Below are 20165 nucleotides of genomic sequence, written 5' to 3'. Positions count from 1 at the left end.
CTAATATGAATCATACAAGAAAATGTTTCAGTCGAGTCGCTGCTACCACAAAGGGGCCTCGACGCACCCTTGCGCTGGCGGTGGGCCTGGCCCAGTTTTTTATGTTGTCCAGTACGCCTCTTCAGGTGATGGCCGCACCAACAGGTGGTCGTGTTGTTCAGGGTGAAGGATTTATTACCCAAGGTCAGAATGTCACCAATGTTCATCAAAATACCGATTTAATGACGGTTCAGTGGGACAGTTTCGATCTGAATCAGCAGGAAATTGTTAACTTCTTACAGCCTGGTAGTCATGCCTGGGTATTGAACCACATTCTTCAAAATGGGCCGAGCCATATTGATGGCCGCATTAATGCCAATGGTAATGTGTTATTGATTAACCCTCGCGGCATGATTTTTGGTGACAATGCGCTCATCAATGCGGGCAGTTTTACAGCCAGTAGCTTGTGGTTGGATAAAGACGATTTCCTGAATGGCGATTTCTATTTCAAAGACATTGATTCGAGCCACGGCCGAATCGTTAATCACGGTGTAATCGCTGCCGCTACCGGTGGCTTTATTAACCTGATTGGCGAATCGGTTTCCAACGAAGGCTTGCTGAGCGCCAATATGGGTTACGTCTCTGTGGCGGCGGGTAGCGAAGTTTTTCTGAGTTTCGACGATAACAATTTCTTGGGTGTAAAAGTTCAGAAAGCAGTTGTTAACAATGATCCGGGTCTACAAGCCGCAATTGAAAACAAGGGTAAAATCGAAGCTGGCACCGGCAAGGTCATGATGAACGCTCAGTCGGCTCGGGATCTGTTCAGTCAGGCCGTCAACCACAGTGGTGTTATCGAAGCGAGCGGTTTCGGTGGGGCAGCTGTTGATATTCAGGCCAATGGTGCGGTCAACATTGAAGGTGATATTAACGCCAGCGCTGGCGAGCAGGGCGGGCGTATCAATATTGATGCGGATGCCATTGAGCTGGCCGGGAAGTTGAGTGCGAACGGTGATCGAGGCGGACAGGTTCACCTCAAAGCTGAACACATTGGTTTAGCGGCTACGGCCTCGATTGATGTCAGCGGGCGTTTCGGCGGCGGTCAGGCTTTGATTGGCGGTGCCTATCAGGGCGGCGATCCAAACTTTCGAAATGCGCAAACCTTATATATGGCCGAGGGTGCCACTATCTATGCCAATGCCATTGATAATGGCAATGGTGGAGAGGTCATTCTCTGGTCCGATGTGCATACGCACTTTTACGGCAATGTATTTGCTCGTGGTGGGCGTCTAGCCGGCAATGGTGGTTTTGTTGAAACTTCCGGTAAGAAATATATTTCTCTGGGTGGTTTTGTAAACACCCTGGCTCCGAATGGGGATGCAGGGACCTGGCTGGTCGATCCTGATGATATGACCATTGATGATTCCGGCAGTGGCCCCAACAATCTTACGGTTGCGCAGTTGCTTACCAATCTTCAGGGAGGTAATTTTCAAATCTCCACTTCAGGAGCGGGCAGTGATGCCGGAAATATTTCGATACTCAGTGCGATAGACTTCAGTGGAGAGGCAGCGACTGCTGGTAACAGCCTGACGCTGCTTGCTGACAATAATATTGTTATCGATGCATCGGTCAACTTGTTAGGTGATCTTATTCTCGACGCTCAAAGTGCGATCCAGATAAATCAAAACATCACCACGGCGGGTAATTTATCCCTGACGATGGCCTCCTACGCTCTCGATCCGGCCGCGGTGCTCAGCGTGACTTCGGGCCTGGCATTTAATTATCGCAGTGGTGATCAAAGCCTGGATTTAAGCACGTTGGCGACAGAGCTAACGAATGTTACTGCCGGAACGTATACCTTTGATCTGGGCAGTGGCGGTACTGACGTTTTAAGCGGTACCACTGGCGATGACAGCTTTACCATTAACGGTGCGAACAGTGTTCAAGCAAGCGTGGGTGGTAAATCCGTTCGCTTTGATGGTTTGGATCAGCTCGATGGCGGCACAGGAAATGACACAATTAATTTGGCGAGTTCGGGCGCGACTATCAATGCCGCTGGTTATACAAGCCAAGGAATTGCAGTAAGTAATGTGCTCGAAACGACGGCTACCGGTGTGCTAACTGCTACGGCAAATGCCGAGGTTTTCCAGGTAAACAGCGATGGCTCTATCGGACTAAACAGTACTAAGTTTTTTGGTGTCGCAACGTTAAATGGTGGAGAAGCGGTAGATAATAGCGATCAAGACCGCATCGTTGGCGATATAAACAGCTTCCAGATTACCGGTAATGAATCCACTGTCACTACCACGAGCGCAACAAGTTTCACAACTAATAATGTCGAGTTATTGGAAAGCAACAATAACACGGCGGACTTGACCGGCGAAAACGCCGTGAATGATCAGTTTGTCGTTCAAGGTGATCGACAGATCAGCGCACAGGGTATGAGTTTCTCTGGCTTGGATCAGCTGGCTGGACAGGCTGAAGATACCCTAGGTGCAGGCGGCTTCGGTGCTTCATTAACAGCAAGTGGATTTACAACGCAAAATGTTGAAGTAAATGGGGTTGCGTCTGTTGAGAATACAGGGGCGTTGACTGCAACAGCAACACCAGAAGTTTTTCAAATCAATAATAGTGATGGTTCAATTTTAGTTAATAGCATCAGTTTCGCGGGTGTCACAACGTTAGATGGTGGAGAGGCGGTAGATAATAGCGATCAAGATCGCATCGTTGGTGATATAAACAGCTTCCAGATTACTGGTAACGAATCCACTGTCGTTACCACGAGCGCAACAAGTTTCACAACTAATAATGTCGAGTTATTGGAAAGCGGCAATAACACGGCGGACCTGACCGGCGAAAACGCCGTGAATGATCAGTTTGTCGTTCAAGGTGATCGACAGATCAGCGCACAGGGTATGAGTTTCTCTGGTTTGGATCAGCTGACTGGACAGGCTGAAGATACCTTAGGTGCAGGCGGCTTCGGTGCTTCATTAACAGCAAGTGGATTTACATCGCAAAATGTTGCAGTAAATGGGGTTGCATCTGTTGAAAATACGGGGGCGCTGACTGCAACAGCAACACCAGAAGTTTTTCAAATCAATAATGATGGTTCAATTTCAGTTAGTAGCATCAGTTTTGCGGGTGTCACAACGTTAGATGGTGGAGAAGCGGTAGATAATAGTGATCAAGACCGCATCGTTGGCGATATAAACAGCTTCCAGATTACTGGTAACGAATCCACTGTCGTTACCACGAGCACAACAAGTTTCACAACTAATAATGTCGAGTTATTGGAAAGCAGCAATAACACGGCGGACTTGACCGGCGAAAACGCCGTGAATGATCAGTTGGTCGTTCAAGGTGATCGACAGATCAGCGCACAGGGTATGAGCTTCTCTGGCTTGGATCAGTTGAGCGCCCAAGCTGAAGATACATTTAGTGCAGGAAATCTTGGGGTAACTCTGCAGCCTACGGGATTTATGTCGCAAAATGTTGTTGTGAGTGGTGTAACGAGCATAAGCAGTACAGGAGCACTAATTGGTCAGAGTACAGCAGAAAACTTTACTAGTAATTCGGCTGGAAATGTCGCTGTTTCAGGACTTAACTTTTCGGGTGTTAGTTCAGTTGCTGGTGCTGGCGGAGGTGATTCGGTAAGCCTCAATAACGCAAGCGCGAATTTAAACGCTACAGGATTTAACAGTAATTCGATTGATTTTAGTGGGATTGCACGTGCACTTGATACCGGTGAGCTGACAGCAACAACAGATCCGGAAGTTTTTCAAATTAACCCCGATGGGTCTATTACCGTAAGTGGGATTAGTTTTTCGGGTGTTACGATTTTGGATGGTGGTGAAGCTGGTGATGATAGTGATGAAGATCGTATTGTCGGAAACGTGAACAGTTTTCAAATTTCTGGAAATGAATCGGCCGTCGTAACAACAGGTGCAAGCAGTTTTACCGCCAATAATGTTGAATTGTTGGAAAGCAGTAACAACGCTGCTGACTTGCTCGGGCAGAGCGGAGTTAATGATCAGTTTGTCGTTCAAGGTGATCGACAGATCAGCGCTCAGGGTATGAGCTTCTCTGGCTTGGATCAGTTGAGCGCCCAAGCTGAAGATACATTTAGTGCAGGAAATCTTGGGGTAACTCTGCAGCCTACGGGATTTATGTCGCAAAATGTTGTTGTGAGTGGTGTAACGAGCGTAAGCAGTACAGGAGCACTAGTCGGTCAGAGTACAGCAGAAAGTTTTACTAGTAATTCGGCGGGAAATGTCGCTGTTTCAGGGCTTAACTTTTCGGGTGTTAGTTCAGTTGCTGGTGCTGGCGGAGGTGATTCGGTAAGCCTCAATAACGCAAACGCGAATTTAAACGCTACAGGGTTTAATAGTAATTCGATTGATTTTAGTGGGATTGCACGTGCACTTGATACCGGTGAGCTGACAGCAACAACAGATCCGGAAGTTTTTCAAATTAACCCCGATGGATCTATTACCGTAAGTGGAATTAGTTTTTCGGGTGTTACGATTTTGGATGGTGGTGAAGCTGGTGATGATAGTGATGAGGATCGTATTGTCGGAGGCGTGAACAGTTTTCAAATTTCTGGAAATGAATCGGCCGTCGTAACAACAGGTGCAAGCAGTTTTACCGCCAATAATGTTGAATTGTTGGAAAGCAGTAACAACGCTGCTGACTTGCTCGGGCAGAGCGGAGTTAATGATCAGTTTGTCGTTCAAGGTGATCGACAAATCAGCGCTCAAAGCATGCGTTTTTCCGGCTTGGACCAGCTTACTGTACAGGCTGAGGATACAATCAATGCGGGTAACTTTGGTGTAACCCTGTCGCCAGGTGGCTTTACCTCGCAAAATGTTGCAGTGAGTGGCGCCTCGACTGTAAGCAATACTGGGGCATTAACGGGGAGTGCGTCAAATGAAAGCTTTAACGCGACTTCTGCAAACAGTGTTTCGACAGTTGGAATCGATTTTAGCAATGTTACATCCGTTACGGGTGGCGACGGCTCAGACTCTGTCGATATTTCTAACGCGGATGCCGTAATTACTGCTACAGGATTCGATAGCCGTGGCATAAGCTTCTCCGATGTAGATGCCGTAAATAATACGGACGTATTGACCGGTAGCATGTCCAATGAGACATTCAGAGCGACTGCAGACAATGAAATAACCATCGACATTGCCAGTAGTGATGTTCGTTTTGTTGGTGTGAATTCAGTATCTGGCGGCGGTGGCAATGACTCCGTCGACTTGAACAACAATAACGCATCGTTAATCAGTGGCGGTTTTAACGGCCGGTCCATTAATTTTAGTGATATCGATTCGGTTCAGAATGTTCCGATGCTGACTGGTACATCGAGTGATGAAGACTTCGACTTGTCTACGGAAAATACGGTAACCGTATCGAGCACTACCTTTTCCGGCGTCAATGCCGTAGTCGGTGGTAGTGGCAATGATACCGTTAATGGCAGCAATGGGAATGAGAGTTTTGATGCTACGGGTTCAGAGCGTGTCGTTGTGTCGGGTATCGATTTCACAGATATTGAAGCGGTAACTGGCGGCGGTGGCAATGATTCCGTCAACTTGAACAACAATAACGCATCGTTAATCAGTGGCGGTTTTAACGGCCGGTCCATTAACTTTAGTGATGTCGATTCAGTTCAGAATGTTCCGATGCTGACTGGTACGTCGAGTGATGATGACTTCGACTTGTCTACGGCAAATACGGTAACCGTATCGAGCACTACCTTTTCAGGCGTTAATACCGTGATCGGTGGTGATGGCAATGATACCGTTAACGGCAGCAATGGGAATGAGAGTTTTGATGCTGCGGATTCAGAACGTGTCGTTGTATCGGGTATCGATTTCACGGATATTGAAGCGGTAACTGGCGGCGGTGGCAATGACTCCGTCAACTTGAACAACAATAACGCATCGTTAATCAGTGGCGGTTTTAACGGCCGGTCCATTAACTTTAGTGATGTCGATTCGGTTCAGAATGTTCCGATGCTGACTGGTACATCGAGTGATGATGACTTCGGCTTATCTACGGCAAATACGGTAACCGTATCAAGCACTACCTTTTCAGGCGTCAATACCGTGGTCGGCGGTGATGGCAATGATACCGTCAATGGCAGTAATGCGGATGAGAGTTTTGATGCTACGGGTTCAGAGCGTGTCGTTGTGTCGGGTATCGATTTCACGGATATTGAAGCGGTAACTGGAGGCGGTGGCAATGACACTGTCAACTTGAACAACAATAACGCATCGTTAATCAGCGGTGGTTTTAGCGGCCGCTCCATTAACTTTAGTGATATAGATGCGGTTCAGAATGTTCCGATGCTGACTGGTACATCGAGTGATGATGACTTCGACTTGTCTACGGCAAATACGGTAACCGTATCGAGCACTACCTTTTCAGGCGTTAATACCGTGATCGGTGGTGATGGCAATGATACCGTTAACGGCAGCAATGGGAATGAGAGTTTTGATGCTGCGGATTCAGAACGTGTCGTTGTATCGGGTATCGATTTCACGGATATTGAAGCGGTAACTGGCGGCGGTGGCAATGACTCCGTCAACTTGAACAACAATAACGCATCGTTAATCAGTGGCGGTTTTAACGGCCGGTCCATTAACTTTAGTGATGTCGATTCGGTTCAGAATGTTCCGATGCTGACTGGTACATCGAGTGATGATGACTTCGGCTTATCTACGGCAAATACGGTAACCGTATCAAGCACTACCTTTTCAGGCGTCAATACCGTGGTCGGCGGTGATGGCAATGATACCGTCAATGGCAGTAATGCGGATGAGAGTTTTGATGCTACGGGTTCAGAGCGTGTCGTTGTGTCGGGTATCGATTTCACGGATATTGAAGCGGTAACTGGCGGCGGTGGCAATGACACTGTCAACTTGAACAACAATAACGCATCGTTAATCAGCGGTGGTTTTAGCGGCCGCTCCATTAACTTTAGTGATATCGATTCGGTTCAGAATGTTCCGATGCTGACTGGTACATCGAGTGATGATGACTTCGATTTGTCTACGGCAAATACGGTAACCGTATCGAGCACTACCTTTGCAGGCATCAATACCGTAGCCGGCGGTGATGGCAATGATACCGTCAATGGCAGTAATGCGGATGAGAGTTTTGATGCTACGGGTTCAGAGCGCGTTGTTGTATCGGGTATCGATTTTACGGATATTGAAGCAGTAAGCGGTGGTGGCGGAAATGATTCGGTTAACCTTAACAATGCAGGAGCCACTCTAGACAGTGGTGCTGGCTTCAACAACCAGGCGATTAATTTTACGGGTATTCAGGTTGCCTTGAATACCGGATTGCTCACAGGTACAGCCAACGATGATGAGTATGAGCTACTCAATACCGCGCCGGCTAATGAGGCAATTCGTGCACAATGGATGACCGGTGGTACAACAACCCAAGTGACGTTCAATAACGTTAGTGAGTTAATAGCCGGTGCTGGAACAGACTTGGTTGTAGCGACAGACGATGAAGACAAATTTAATCTGGTGGCTTCTGGGCCAGGATATGCTGACAATCAACTTTTGTATGAGCATGGAAATGGTGGCGGTACAGTTTTACTAAGGGATATAGAAAGGGTAGATGGCCGAGGCGACATCGACACACTGGGTGTCTTTTCAACGGGAATCGAAATCAACAACGGCAATAATATTGTTAAAGGTATGGAGTTGCTTAATTTTGAAGCCTTCTCAGATACTGGTCGTTTGGCTCTCGTAGGCAGTTCTGCTAGCGACTTCTTCTTCATTGAAGGCACCGGGCGCGTTCGCAGTGGCAATACCGGCATCATCTTCACGGGTGTGGATTCCCTTGTGGGTGATTCGAGTTTGGCGAATACAGTGAATCTTGGTGGCGGTGGCGCGAGTCTTGCCGGTTCACAGTTCTTATCTCAGGGTATTACGGTTTCCCAAATTAATACCATTGAAAATACAGGTGCTATCACCGGCAGTTCTGAAGCCTACAGCCTGCTTGGAAGCCAACAAGTTTCCGTGGGTAACTTTAACTTTTCAGGCGTCACTTCAGTAAACGGTGGCAGCAGTGCTGATCTCGGTAACTTCGCGGCGAATCTGCAAAATGGAAGCGTAGTAGCGGGCGCCGTTTCTTTCTCGGGAATATCGGTCTTCTCAAACATTTCGGATCTCCAGGGTGTGGCTGACTTTACCATCACCGATCAGCAGGCGATTAATGCATCCGGGTTCCAGTTCTCAGGGCTGACCCAGGTTCAGGCGCAAACGGGCAGCTTGTCTGGAAGAGGAGCGCAGCTGCTGGCAAACGGTCAGCTGAACAGTTCGGGCATTGTCTTCCGCGGTCTGCAATCGGTTCGTGATACTGGCAATCTCGTCGGCTCCGATGCCGATGAAAATTTCAGTTTGCTGCCTGAAAATACCTTGAGCCTTTCCGGTATTAATTTTACCGGCGTAACGGGTCTGGATGGTGCCGGTGGTAATGACAGTATTAATCTTAACCGCCTTGGTGTTGATTTGATCGAGGGTGGTTTCACCGTGGGTGATTTCCAGATTCTGAATATCGAACAGATCAGCGAAACCGGAGAGCTTCGCGGCAGCAGCGCGAACGAGAGCTTCGCCATTCAATCGGATGGCCGGGTATCCGTATCAGGCTTTAGTTTCTCGGATATTGACTTAATCTCCGGTGGTGGAGGGCAGGACAGTCTTGATCTGCGTCAGGGAGGTTTGTCTTTACTGGATGGCCTGGACTTGCTCAGTGCGGGCATTCGTATCAATGGTGTGGAAGACTTTTTCAATATCGCTGCGCTTGAATTGACGGATCAGGATGACACTCTGAGCGCTATTGATAACGACGGTTTCAGTTTGGCAAGTTATCGTTTCTTTGGCGTTCAGTCTATTGACGGCAAAGCGGGCAATGATCAGCTGTTGCTTGGAAATCGGGGCTTACAACTTGAAGATGGTTTTGCTGTTTTCAACGGTATCAACATTAATAACGTTGAGCGCTATGCCCAGGTAGGAAGCTTGCTTCTGAATGATCTCGATAATCAAATAGCGGTAAATTCTATTCAGGGCTTCACTGTTGACGGTGTTGAATTGAACGATGTGTCGTTTATTGATGCGTCGAATGGCAACGATCGCTTGGATGCCGGCGGTGCGGAGTCGCTATTGCTGGATAATGGCAACCTGCAAGTAAGTGGTGCCGAACTCAGAAGTGTTGAATTAATCGACAATAGTGCAAGCCTGACGGGCAGCGCATTGGCCGAGGAATTTACACTGTCCGATCCAGGTGTTGTGGAAGTAGGTTCTTATCGATTTACCGGCTTGAGTAGTCTGAATGGCGGGGCTGGGCAGGACCGCTTGATTCTCGTGAATCGAAACAGTGTAAGTCTGGATTTCACTGACAGCAGCAATGGCAGTGTGAACTACGATGGCCAGTCTGCATTGGCGAATTTTTCCGATATCGACCTTATTCGCCTGCCGAATTCCGGTCAATTAACATTGAACGGTAGTGCAACTTTGCAAGTGCAGGATTTCAATTTAAGCGGCTCACTGACACTTAATAACCAAATTGTGGTAAATGCCAACGGCCAGTCAAGCATTGACGGTGATCTGAATGTGAATGACAGCAGCCAGTTCAATACGGCAAACAATCTACAGGCCAGCGGCAGCTTAAATACCTCGGGCAACTCTCAAGTCGGTGTCGGTGGCAGTGTAATCCTTGGTAATGGCTTGAATGCCGGCAACTCAAGTGTAATTAACGTCGGAGCTGACCTGTCGACTCAGAACGAAGTCATTGTTCAAGATGACGCAAGGCTGGTATTAGGCGGTGACCTTGCTACAGATAATAATCTGAACTTGAACGACAATGCACAACTGCAGGTAACCGGGCGTATTGATGTAAATGGTGATTTGAGTGCATTGGGTCAGTCGAATATTAATACAGAAAGCGAGATTAATATTGTTGGCCAGGTGAATACCTCGCCGACAGCCACGATTAACGCTGACTCGATTAATTTGAATGTACCCGAAGAGCGGGTGGTGACAGTACAGCCTGAAATTAATATCAGTGCTGCGGTGTTCTCGGAAATTAAGGTATTTATTAACAGTAATTCTTCCGTGAGAAACGCCTCTGAAACCTCCGGTTTATACAGTGACGATGATTTGGTCGATGCTTTGATTGAAAGTGCAGATGAAACCGCCAGCACGAATACCGGGGTAAGCACCGACAAAGGTGCCGCAGGGAGCCCGGGACAGGAGTAGGTGAAAGCCCATTACGCATTTATGTTATGTAATTTGCGTTTAGGCGCCAGGCAGAGGCTTGTGAATCACTAAAAGTGGTGTCACAAAAATTAGCTGATCGTAATAGAATAGTATTTGGCGTGAGAGCTGATGCAAAAACAATACTTGCGATACCTGAAGCTGATCATGGAAGCCCGCAAGACTGTTTGAAAAACCTCGCACTCACTGAAAAATACTGGCAAGATCTACTGAGAGAAAGATAAAAAAGGCGACAAGCGCCAGATATTAAAAGCCGGCATCTCTAATAAGAAATCGAAGTAAAAAAGAATGACTCTCGATAAGGTGCCAATAAAAACGAAAGAATAAAAGAGGGTGGGGTTTGCGTCGCAGCGTGTCCAATATCCTCCCGATCTTGTCCCACCGTGGGGCAGGCAACTTGAATTACCGTGAACGCCAGCCGAACGGTTTGGTTGGTTTAATGACAGCATTAATCGCAGAGTTAGCACTATAGATTGCCGTAAGCATAGACGTTTTGTGCTTGTGGTTTTTGTTTATCGAGTCGCTTCGCTATTTGTTCTCGATGTACTTAAGGTGTGCTTGGCCGAATGAGAATAATAGCCATTACGCATTAGGCTGATAAGGAAAGGCTTCCATGTCTGATATTTACGAGATAGCCGTAATCGGTTCTGGGCCCGCAGGGCTTAGTGCGGCGGCAAGAGCGGCTGAATATGATCAGCAAGCTCGTAAAAACGACCCCAATCATCCCTACACTCACATCCTTTTGGAAGGTTTCAAACACGCTGCCAAAACGATTTATCGTTATCAGAAAGGCAAGCATGTAATGGACGAGCCCGGTTTTCTCGATCTGCGCAGTCCGATTGAGTTTACTTCGGGTAAGCGAGAAGAAATCCTGAACAGCTGGGACGAAGGGATTAAAGAAAAAGAAATCAACATTCGCTATCAGTCGGAAGTGACCTCTATCAGTGGTGAGGCCGGGAACTTCACCATCGGCTTCGCGGGCGGCGAGAGCATTCAGGCGAAAAATATCATTCTGGCGATTGGTATGCAGGGTAACCCTCGTAAGCTTGGGGTTAGCGGTGACGATTCGGATTTTGTTCAGTACCAGCTTGATGATCCTGATGAATACAAAGACGAAACCATTGTGGTGGTGGGCGCTGGTGACGCCGCCATTGAAAATGCCCTGGGCCTCGCGAAACAAAACAAAGTTTATATTATCAACCGGCGAGAGGAATTCAGCCGGGCGAAAGAGGGTAACTTGAATGCCGTGCTTGCGGCGATTAACGATAAAAATTTGGATTTTGACTGCTATTATCGCTCTTCGGTCGCACGCTTAGCGCTGCCGGATACCGCAGGGCAAGCCGGGGTGCTGACATTGGATACCCCAGAGGGTGAAGTGGATATCCCCTGTCACCGAATCATTGCGCGCCTTGGCGCCATTCCTCCAAGAAAGTTTATCGAATCCTGCGGTATTGAATTTCCAAGCGATAAGCCCGACGCGATTCCTGAACTGAGTGGTCGCTACGAATCCAATGTTAAAGGGATTTACGTGATTGGCGCTCTGGGTGGCTACCCGCTGATCAAACAGGCGATGAACCAGGGCTACGATGTTGTCGAATACATTCGGGGTAATGAAGTTAAGCCGGCAGATCACCCCATTCTCGATTTGCAGCTTAAAATGCTGCCTTATGTCAGTGATGTCGAGGAAATTCTAAGCCTTTATCAACAACGTATTCCTATGTTCCGTCGTATGAATACGCTCGCGTTTAGAGAGTTGGTTATTGAAAGTGATATTTTGGTATCCCAGGCGGACGAAGACATTCTTTCCCAGCTTAAACTTCAGGCTGACCAAGTAAAAGATACCCGGTTTGCCGAACTCAAAGAGAAGAAAGAACAGCGTATCGCCAAGCTGGAACAGAAGGGTAAAAAAGTCAGCAAGGCCGAACGCGAAACGCCACCGGCGAGCCCTAAAATTACCAAGCTGATTAAGGCGGGTGATTATATTTATCGTCATGGGGATTACAGCAATACCTTCCTGACCGTGGTAGAAGGTGAAGTCATACTGGAATCTGCAGACGGCCAACATCGCCAGATCATAAAACCCGGGCAGTTCTTCGGTGAGATGAGTTTATTATCTGGCCGTCCAAGAGTGGGTAATGCCATCGCGGGTGACGATACCATTCTGATTGAAACTCCGCGTCGCACCATGGTGAAGTTAATGAACTCCAATGAAGAAATTCTTGGAGGGATTGACTGGATATTCGTGGTGCGCTTCCTGCAACAGTATTTTGCACCCGATGCCGATACGGCGGATCTGCGTGATATTGCCCAGAATACCGAAACCAAAACCTTTAACGCCGGCGATTATTTGTATCAGGAAGGCGATGAAGGCGATTGCCTCTATCTCATTCGCAGCGGTACCGTCAGCCTGCAGCGCGAGCGCAGTGAGAGATCTGTCGTGATCGGTCAGGCCCAGTCAGGCCAGATGATTGGCCAGATGGCGTTGATGGGTGACAAAACACGGAGGGAATCGGCCCGGGCCACCGTGCGTGTAGAGGCGCTGCTGATCAAACAGAAGGAATTCCTCGCGTTATTGAAGCAAGATCCCGAGCGCGTTCACGATATTCAGGCGGCAACCAGCGAAAAACTCAAGATTTCAAACCAGATGGAATCATTGCCTGAGGGTGGGTCGATGATCTCCTTCCTGATGGGCGAGGGCCTGGGTGAGTCAACCAGTGCACTGATCATTGATGAAAAGCTCTGTGTTGGCTGTGATAACTGTGAAAAAGCCTGCGCAGAAACCCACGGCGGTATCAGTCGCCTGGATCGTAAATCAGGCCAGCGCTACGGACATATCAATGTTGCGATTTCCTGTCGCCATTGCGAAATGCCCCACTGTATGAAGGATTGCCCGGCCAATGCTATTCACCGTGCAGTGACTGGCGAAGTCTTTATCGATAACAGCTGCATTGGTTGCGGTAACTGTGAAACCAATTGTCCGTACGATGTCATTAAGCTGGCTTACGATGCACCGAAGAAACCTGGCTTGTTGCAATGGATGTTGTTCGGTCGCGGCAATGGCCCAGGCCAGGACCCGGCTTATCAACCTTCCAGCGAAGCGCTGGATAAAGGCAAAAAAGCCGTCAAATGCGATGCCTGTGTTGGTCAGAAAGGCGGGCCTGCTTGCGTGCGTTCTTGTCCGGTGGGTGCGGTTGAGCGCCTCAACCCTGAACAGTTTGTTGAATTGATCGCTCCTTAATATGAGCAATCAAACTGGTAATAAGAAGAACTAAGAAACAGCTATGTATAACAATATATTAGAGTATAAAGGCGGGCGCTATTTTTGGTTGGCGCTGTTTTTATTGATTAGTTCGACAGCGATCTATTTCAGTCAGGAAGGCTGGCGCCCACCTAATGGTGGAACCTGGCAGGGTTATGTACTGGGCACGGTAGGTGCCTTGCTGATTGTATGGCTGGCATACCTCGGTGTGCGCAAACGTCGTTACTCTTCGACAATGGGTACCGTTCAGGGTTGGACCTCGGCGCATATTTATCTGGGCACCAGTCTTTTGATTATCGCCACTCTGCACTGTGCCTTTCAGTTTGGTTGGAATGTGCACACGCTGGCCTATGTGCTGATGTGCATTGTCATTTTCAGCGGCTTCTATGGTTTGTACGCCTATTTGCGTTTCCCGGACAAACTTTCCCAAAATCGCAGTAACCAGAGCCTCGATCAACGCTTTGCCGAGTTGGATGATCTCGATCAGCAGGGCAAGGACATTGCCTCACGCTGTAACACCGACATTCAAACCCTGATCAACAGTGCAATCGCCCGTACCAGTCTTGGTGGTGGTCTGTGGAGTCAACTGAAGGGGCAGGACAATTCAAAAGTTGAGCTGAGCGCATCAGAAGACAATCAGAGTCGCACCACTGTGGTGGACAACCACAATCAACAGGCGGCGATTGACTATATTGCCAAGCGTATTCCCAATGTCAGTAAAAAACAGGAGGCCCAGGATCTGCAGGACATCCTGTACATTTTCGGCCGCCGCCGTGAGCTGTTGAACCGCATCAGACGGGAAATCAGTTTGCAGGCCAGATTGAAAGTCTGGTTGCTGTTTCATATTCCAACAACAATTATTTTAATTGTGGCCCTGATCATCCACATTGTGACCGTTTTTTTATACTGGTAAGCCATGCTTTATTTAATACGACAAACAAGAAAGACCGGGAACAAGGTTATCGATCAAAACGATAGCCAGCTCGAGTCGTCGGCGATACAGATTGGCTCCGGCGAGGGCCAACTGGTACAGCTGGCCGGTGAAGATGTCGCAGCTAAACATCTTGTGATAACTGCGATCGATAACCAGTCCGCAAAATTTGAGTGTGCTAAAAACTGCCGTGTTGAACTGGACGGTCAACCGCTGAGTAAGGGCGTCCTGAAAATAGGGCAGAAGCTTACAATCGGTCGGCACAGTGTAGAGTTGGTTTCACCACCTGCCGGTTTTGCCTGTGCACTCGAATTTGAAATCGATGCCGAAGTAAAACACTCCACCAAGCAACGTTTTAAAACCGATTTAAAGGGCCTGGGCTACAATCGCAGCCTGGCTTATATCGTGTCGGCGTTGGTGCTGGTGTTTGCCCTGGGTTTTCCTTTGTGGTCGATGTATGACAGCGACGCTCGAAAGACTCTGGCCAAAGTTGGCATTCCAACAGATAAACATTGGTCGAGTGGTCCCTTGATACCGGCCCATCGCATTCCGGCCATTGGTGACGATTGCACCAGTTGCCACGCGAAACCCTTTGAAATGGTTCAGGATCAGGCTTGCTTGTCTTGTCACAGCAACACTGAACAACATGTTCACTCAAAACATCCCGCAATCCCAGCCTTCGAAGAATACCGTTGCGGCAGCTGTCACAAGGAACATAACGAGCCGGCAACCATTATCATTAAAGATCAATCTCTTTGTGTAGATTGCCACGGTAATATTGCCAATCTCGGCAATGTAAACGCGGAAGATTCGGTTGCGAATGTGTCGGGCTTCAATGAAAAAACACACCCTGAATTTCGTTTGGGCTTGTTGGGCTTTGATGGCTTCAAGTGGGAGCTGTCGCGTATTCCATACAGCTCGGAGTTGAAAGAAAACTCCCAATTGAAGTTTCCCCACGATTTGCATTTGGACGTGGACAAAGTTCAAAGCCAAGAGAGCGGCGAAGCTTTGGAATGTAAGTCTTGTCATGTCTTGAGTGCCGATAAAGAACACTTTGAACCCATTACCATGGAAGGCATGTGCCGAGACTGTCACGGTTTGGGTTTTGACGATGCAGAACCCACTCGCCAATTGCCCCATGGTTCTCCATTGTTAGTAAAACAAACGCTGGAAGAATATTACATTCGTATGTTTGCGGATCCGGATTCCGGCGTAGAAGGCATTGATCATGTGCGCCGCGTACCCGGCAAACGTCGTGATCTGGAACGTTGCCAAAAAGGCGCTTTGGATTGCGGACGCGAGCGCGCGGCACTGGAGCTGGAAAATCAGTTCACCAAGATCGGTTGTATTACTTGCCACGAAGTTGAGAAAACCGAGGCCCGACAGATCGATGGGAAGCCTTCGGCAGATAGCTTCTGGACGGTCAAACCCGTCAAACTCAATAACGATTGGTATTCCCAGGGCCGCTTTAACCATGCAACGCATTTGTTGTTGCGTGATGCGCCGGTGGATGAAATCTGTCAGGACTGCCATAAGGCGGGGGAGTCTGCAGAAAGCCATGACATTCTTATTCCAGGTCGCGAGAACTGTTTGCAATGTCACGACGATCAAGCCGAGCACGCTGCGCCACTTGATTGTGTGGCCTGCCACAATTACCACATACCAGGAAACCAGGCGATTTGGGTAAAACAAATGCCTGCTGTGTTGGAGCAAAAAACACCATGAGATTAAGCCGTAAAGGATTCAGTCTTAAACAATGGCTCTTGGCCGCTGCCTCTCTCAGCTTGTTAAGCTGTGGCGGTGGCGGCGGGGGATCCGGTACCGCGCCCAATCAGGGAACCCCAACGCCACCACCCCCTCCGCCACCGGTTGTGTGCGAGGGTGGCTGTGCTACGGCTGACTCGTTCCTGCGCAGTGCTGAAGTCGAAGTTGTTGTCCAGCAGGCTGTTGCAGAAGCCAAAGCATTGGGCGTTGCGGCTACTATTGCGGTTGTAGATCGAGTCGGCAATGTGCTCGCGGTGTACCGCACGGCGGACATCGATACCAGTAAATCGCTGCTGATCTCCACGAATAATACTGGACCAAGTGATATTGACGGCGGCCTGGAAAACATTGAGCTGCCCCTTGCTGTAGGTGCTGATGCACTCGCTGCTATTTCAAAAGCGATTACCGGAGCTTATCTGTCAACCGAAGGCAATGCTTTCAGCAGCCGCGTAGCGAACCAGATTGTTCAGGAACACTTTAACCCGGGCGAACGAGTCCAACCGGCCGGCCCATTATTTGGTGTACAGTTCAGTCAGTTTGCCTGCTCGGATTTTACGCTCGATAACTCGGTTCCAGGCATTGGCCCCAAGCAATCTCCATTGGGTTTGTCTGCCGACCCCGGTGGTTTTCCCCTGTACAAAGATAATGTACCGGTCGGTGGCGTAGGCGTAATTGCGGGTGATTTTATTTACACCATTGATAAAGTCATCACTGATTCCGATATGGATCAGGATGAACTCATCGCGCTGGCCGCGACGGTGGGTTTTGAAGCGCCTGTTGATCGTCGCGGAGATCGAATCACCGTTGATGGCAAGGTGTTGCGCTACAGCGATGTGGAATACAGTCAACTGACGGCGACCCCAGGTGGTGCGGCAGCATTAACCGCGAGTGATGGTCAATACATCACTGTACCGGATTATCTCGATGTCCCATTGCGTGATGGCCGAGCTTTTGGCCAGGCCGATTCCGGGATTCGTGCGGATACCACAACGTATCCCGGTCGTGACGCGTTTGTGTTTGTGGATGCCGCCGGGCAAGACCGGTTTCCTCCAACCGCAGGCACCGAGTTAAGTGCCGAAGAAGTACAGGCCATTATCGATGAAGCCCTGGGCGTAGCCAATCAAGCGCGGGCACAGATTCGCCGCCCACTGAGTACCCAGGCGAGGGTAACTATTTCAGTGGTGGATGCCAATGGCGATGTGCTCGGTATGGCGCGGACACGCGATGCGCCTATTTTCGGTGCCGATGTGTCTTTACAGAAAGCCCGTACAGCGGCGTTCTTTTCTTCTACCGGTGCGGCGGATTTCCTACAAAACCTTCCGCTGACCCAATATTTGAATCCGGATTTGAGTCCCAAACGTGAAATCGATATTGCCAACTATGTGCAAGCGCTGGCGGATTTTCTGGAAGACAGTTCAGCGTTGCGTAATGGCATCGCGTTTTCAGACCGGGCTGGCGGTAACCTGTCCAGACCGTTTTATCCAGACGGTATTGATAATGCGCCTCCAGGGCCACTGAGTAAGCCGGCAGGCGAGTGGAGCCCGTTTTCAACCGGACTGCAACTGGATTTGGCAATGAATGCCGTGGTCAGCCATTTATTACACGTCGCCGGATTGCAAGCAGAAGATGTTGGTCCGAATTGTGTCGGTGTTCCGTTTGGTGGAACGGCAAGTAGTGCCGGAAACAATGTTGCCAACGGCATTCAGATTTTCCCGGGCAGTGTGCCTATTTATAAAGGCAATACTCTGGTCGGCGGTATTGGAATTTCCGGTGATGGTGTAGATCAGGATGACATGATTGCTTTCCTGGGTGTCCATCGTGCGGCTGAGAAAATGAACGGCAGTTTTAACAATGCACCACCGGAAATCCGGGCCGATACACTGACGCCGAAAGGCACACGTCTGCGCTACATCAGTTGTCCTCAAACGCCATTTATTGGCAGTGATGAACAAAATGTTTGCGCAGGAAAGTAGGGGATAGAGACGATGGCAAGGAACCGAACGCGCAATCTTGGTTTTGCTATAGCTCAGACAGCGGTTTGCTCGCTGGTTGTATCAACGGTATTGCAGTTACCGTTTGCCAGCACGAGCCATGCACAGGCACAGCAAACCCGACAGGAATGCGAAGCTGCGCAGGCGGCCAATAAGGCGAAACGTCGCCGCCGTCCGGGCGGACAGGTGGACTGCAGTCAATTACCGGATGCAGACGATAAAATTGTTGAAACGGTGGTTGATGGAAAGCCAAGACGCCGCGCACCCGGTGCTGTTAATGACGCTCGATTAAAAGAAGAGCAAACCTTCACCGTATTGCGTGAAGATGTTGAAGAATCGCCGGTTCCACGCCCACGTGTCAGTGACTTTGAAGACAGTATCGTTTTTCCCGATCGTTGGCGCATCGTGGAGGCTATTGGTTACACCGATAACTGGTGGGACCCTTACAACCGAAACACCTTAAAGGGCGACGTGCCCCTGCATGATGATTGGTTTTTCAATCTGGGCATTATTTCCGACACGATATACGAAGGCCGCAAGGTTGTAACCCCTGTGGGGCTGCAAACGACTGCCGATACTGGTGATATTGATTTGTTGGGCAACACCGAACAGCATTCGGTTATCCAGCAGGTGGCAATGGAATTCGTGTATTACAAAGGCGACACCGTCTTCCGTCCACCCGATTATGAGTTCCGTTTTATTCCTGTGTTCAACTTTAACCACACGGTGGTGAATGAACTCGCAGCCATTAACGCCAACCCTGAGCGCGGGGTCCGACGGGACGACAGCTTTGTCGGTATCCAGGGTGCCTTTATTGATGTGCATTTGCGCAATGTGTCAGATAACTACGACTTTGACAGTATTCGCGTTGGTATTCAGCCCTTCAATAATGATTTCCGGGGCTTCCTGTTTCAGGATAACCAACTGGGTGTTCGCCTGTTTGGTATTCGGGACAATAACCGAATTCAATACAATCTGGCCTGGTTCCGTCGTTTGGAAAAAGACACCAACAGCGGCTTGAATGATATTGGTAAAGCACCGCGTGAAGACGATGTTTTTATTGCCAATGTCATCTGGCAGGATCTGATTGCCCTGGGTCACTTCTCCCAATTTTCCATCGTGCACAATCGCAATCGGGAAGACGAATTTTTCTACGATGTGAATGACATTATCCAGCGTCCGGCCTCTTTGGGCTTTGAGCGTTTCCGTAATTACGACGTGACCTATCTGGGCTTCAGCTCGGACGGCCACTTTGGGCGTATCAATTTGACCCACTCTTTGTACGCCGCATTGGGTGAGCAGAATCGTGGTCCTTTTGTTAGTCAGCGAACCGATATTCGTTCCTTTTTTGCCGCTGCTGAAGTGGGTGCGGACTTTGACTGGATTCGCCTGAGGGGTTCATTTTTATGGGCTTCTGGCGACGATAACCCCTTCGATGACGAAGAAAACGGTTTTGATGCGATTTTTGAAAATCCGCAGTTTGCCGGTGCTGATACCAGCTATTGGTTGAGGCAGGGCGTACCGTTGGTTGCTGGCGGTAAGGTAACGTTATCGACGCGTAATGGTTTATTGAATAATCTGCGAGCGTCCAAAGAACACGGCCAGTCGAACTTCACCAATCCCGGGGTTCGTTTAATTGGTGCCGGTGCAGACTTTGACATACTGCCGGAGCTGCGCGCTTCGGTGAATGTGAATCAGTTGTGGTTTGATCAAACGGAAGTTTTGGAAGTTGCAAGGCAGCAGGCAAATGTCGATGAGTCGATCGGGACCGATGTGTCGCTGTCCCTTATCTATCGCCCGTTTATGAGTCAAAACATTGTTGCACGCCTTTCCTACGCAGCGCTGCTGCCCGGCAAAGGTTTTGAGCAACTGTTTGGTGATGAAACCCAACATTCATTATTGTTCAACCTGGTGTTGACCTATTAATTCAACGCTCCGTATAGAGAGCC

General features: G+C 49.0%; 6 protein-coding genes. All 6 read left to right on the top strand.

The window, feature by feature from the left end; genetic code table 11:
- The first annotated feature begins 5 nt into the window (after nucleotides 1-5).
- The 6 genes from G8768_RS09035 to G8768_RS09010 all read left to right on the top strand — a co-directional run bounded on the left by G8768_RS09035 (nucleotide 6) and on the right by G8768_RS09010 (nucleotide 20142).
- Nucleotides 6-10253, top strand: a complete 10248-nt coding sequence (locus G8768_RS09035) for a filamentous hemagglutinin N-terminal domain-containing protein (RefSeq protein WP_167202755.1) — start codon at nucleotides 6-8, stop codon at nucleotides 10251-10253.
- Between the two features lie 631 nt (nucleotides 10254-10884).
- Nucleotides 10885-13509 (top strand): cyclic nucleotide-binding domain-containing protein, encoded by a 2625-nt coding sequence (locus G8768_RS09030; RefSeq protein ID WP_166844133.1) that lies wholly within the window; start codon nucleotides 10885-10887, stop codon nucleotides 13507-13509.
- 43 nt (nucleotides 13510-13552) lie between these two features.
- Nucleotides 13553-14443 (top strand): hypothetical protein, encoded by an 891-nt coding sequence (locus G8768_RS09025; protein ID WP_166844131.1) that lies wholly within the window; start codon nucleotides 13553-13555, stop codon nucleotides 14441-14443.
- Between the two features lie 3 nt (nucleotides 14444-14446).
- On the top strand, nucleotides 14447-16186 hold the full coding sequence (locus G8768_RS09020; protein ID WP_166844129.1) for a cytochrome c3 family protein: 1740 nt from the start codon (nucleotides 14447-14449) through the stop codon (nucleotides 16184-16186).
- Nucleotides 16183-18198 (top strand): heme-binding protein, encoded by a 2016-nt coding sequence (locus G8768_RS09015; protein WP_166844127.1) that lies wholly within the window; start codon nucleotides 16183-16185, stop codon nucleotides 18196-18198. The genes G8768_RS09020 and G8768_RS09015 overlap by 4 nt, the downstream gene beginning before the upstream one ends.
- Nucleotides 18199-18210: 12 nt before the next feature.
- Nucleotides 18211-20142, top strand: coding sequence for a hypothetical protein (locus G8768_RS09010; RefSeq protein WP_166844125.1), 1932 nt, complete (start codon nucleotides 18211-18213; stop codon nucleotides 20140-20142).
- The last annotated feature ends 23 nt before the right edge of the window (nucleotides 20143-20165 follow it).

Source organism: Pseudoteredinibacter isoporae (genome assembly GCF_011602085.1).
In the GTDB taxonomy this organism is placed as follows: Bacteria; Pseudomonadota; Gammaproteobacteria; order Pseudomonadales; family Cellvibrionaceae; genus Pseudoteredinibacter; species Pseudoteredinibacter isoporae.
Note: the sequence above shows the minus strand (reverse complement) of the source record. Positions and strands in the feature narration are given on the sequence as shown.

Bases quoted from the DNA above. Each gene is read 5' to 3' on its own strand.
- G8768_RS09035 (WP_167202755.1), top strand. From the start codon at position 6: ATGAATCATACAAGAAAATGTTTCAGTCGAGTCGCTGCTACCACAAAG.
- G8768_RS09030 (WP_166844133.1), top strand. From the start codon at position 10,885: ATGTCTGATATTTACGAGATAGCCGTAATCGGTTCTGGGCCCGCAGGG.
- G8768_RS09025 (WP_166844131.1), top strand. From the start codon at position 13,553: ATGTATAACAATATATTAGAGTATAAAGGCGGGCGCTATTTTTGGTTG.
- G8768_RS09020 (WP_166844129.1), top strand. From the start codon at position 14,447: ATGCTTTATTTAATACGACAAACAAGAAAGACCGGGAACAAGGTTATC.
- G8768_RS09015 (WP_166844127.1), top strand. From the start codon at position 16,183: ATGAGATTAAGCCGTAAAGGATTCAGTCTTAAACAATGGCTCTTGGCC.
- G8768_RS09010 (WP_166844125.1), top strand. From the start codon at position 18,211: ATGGCAAGGAACCGAACGCGCAATCTTGGTTTTGCTATAGCTCAGACA.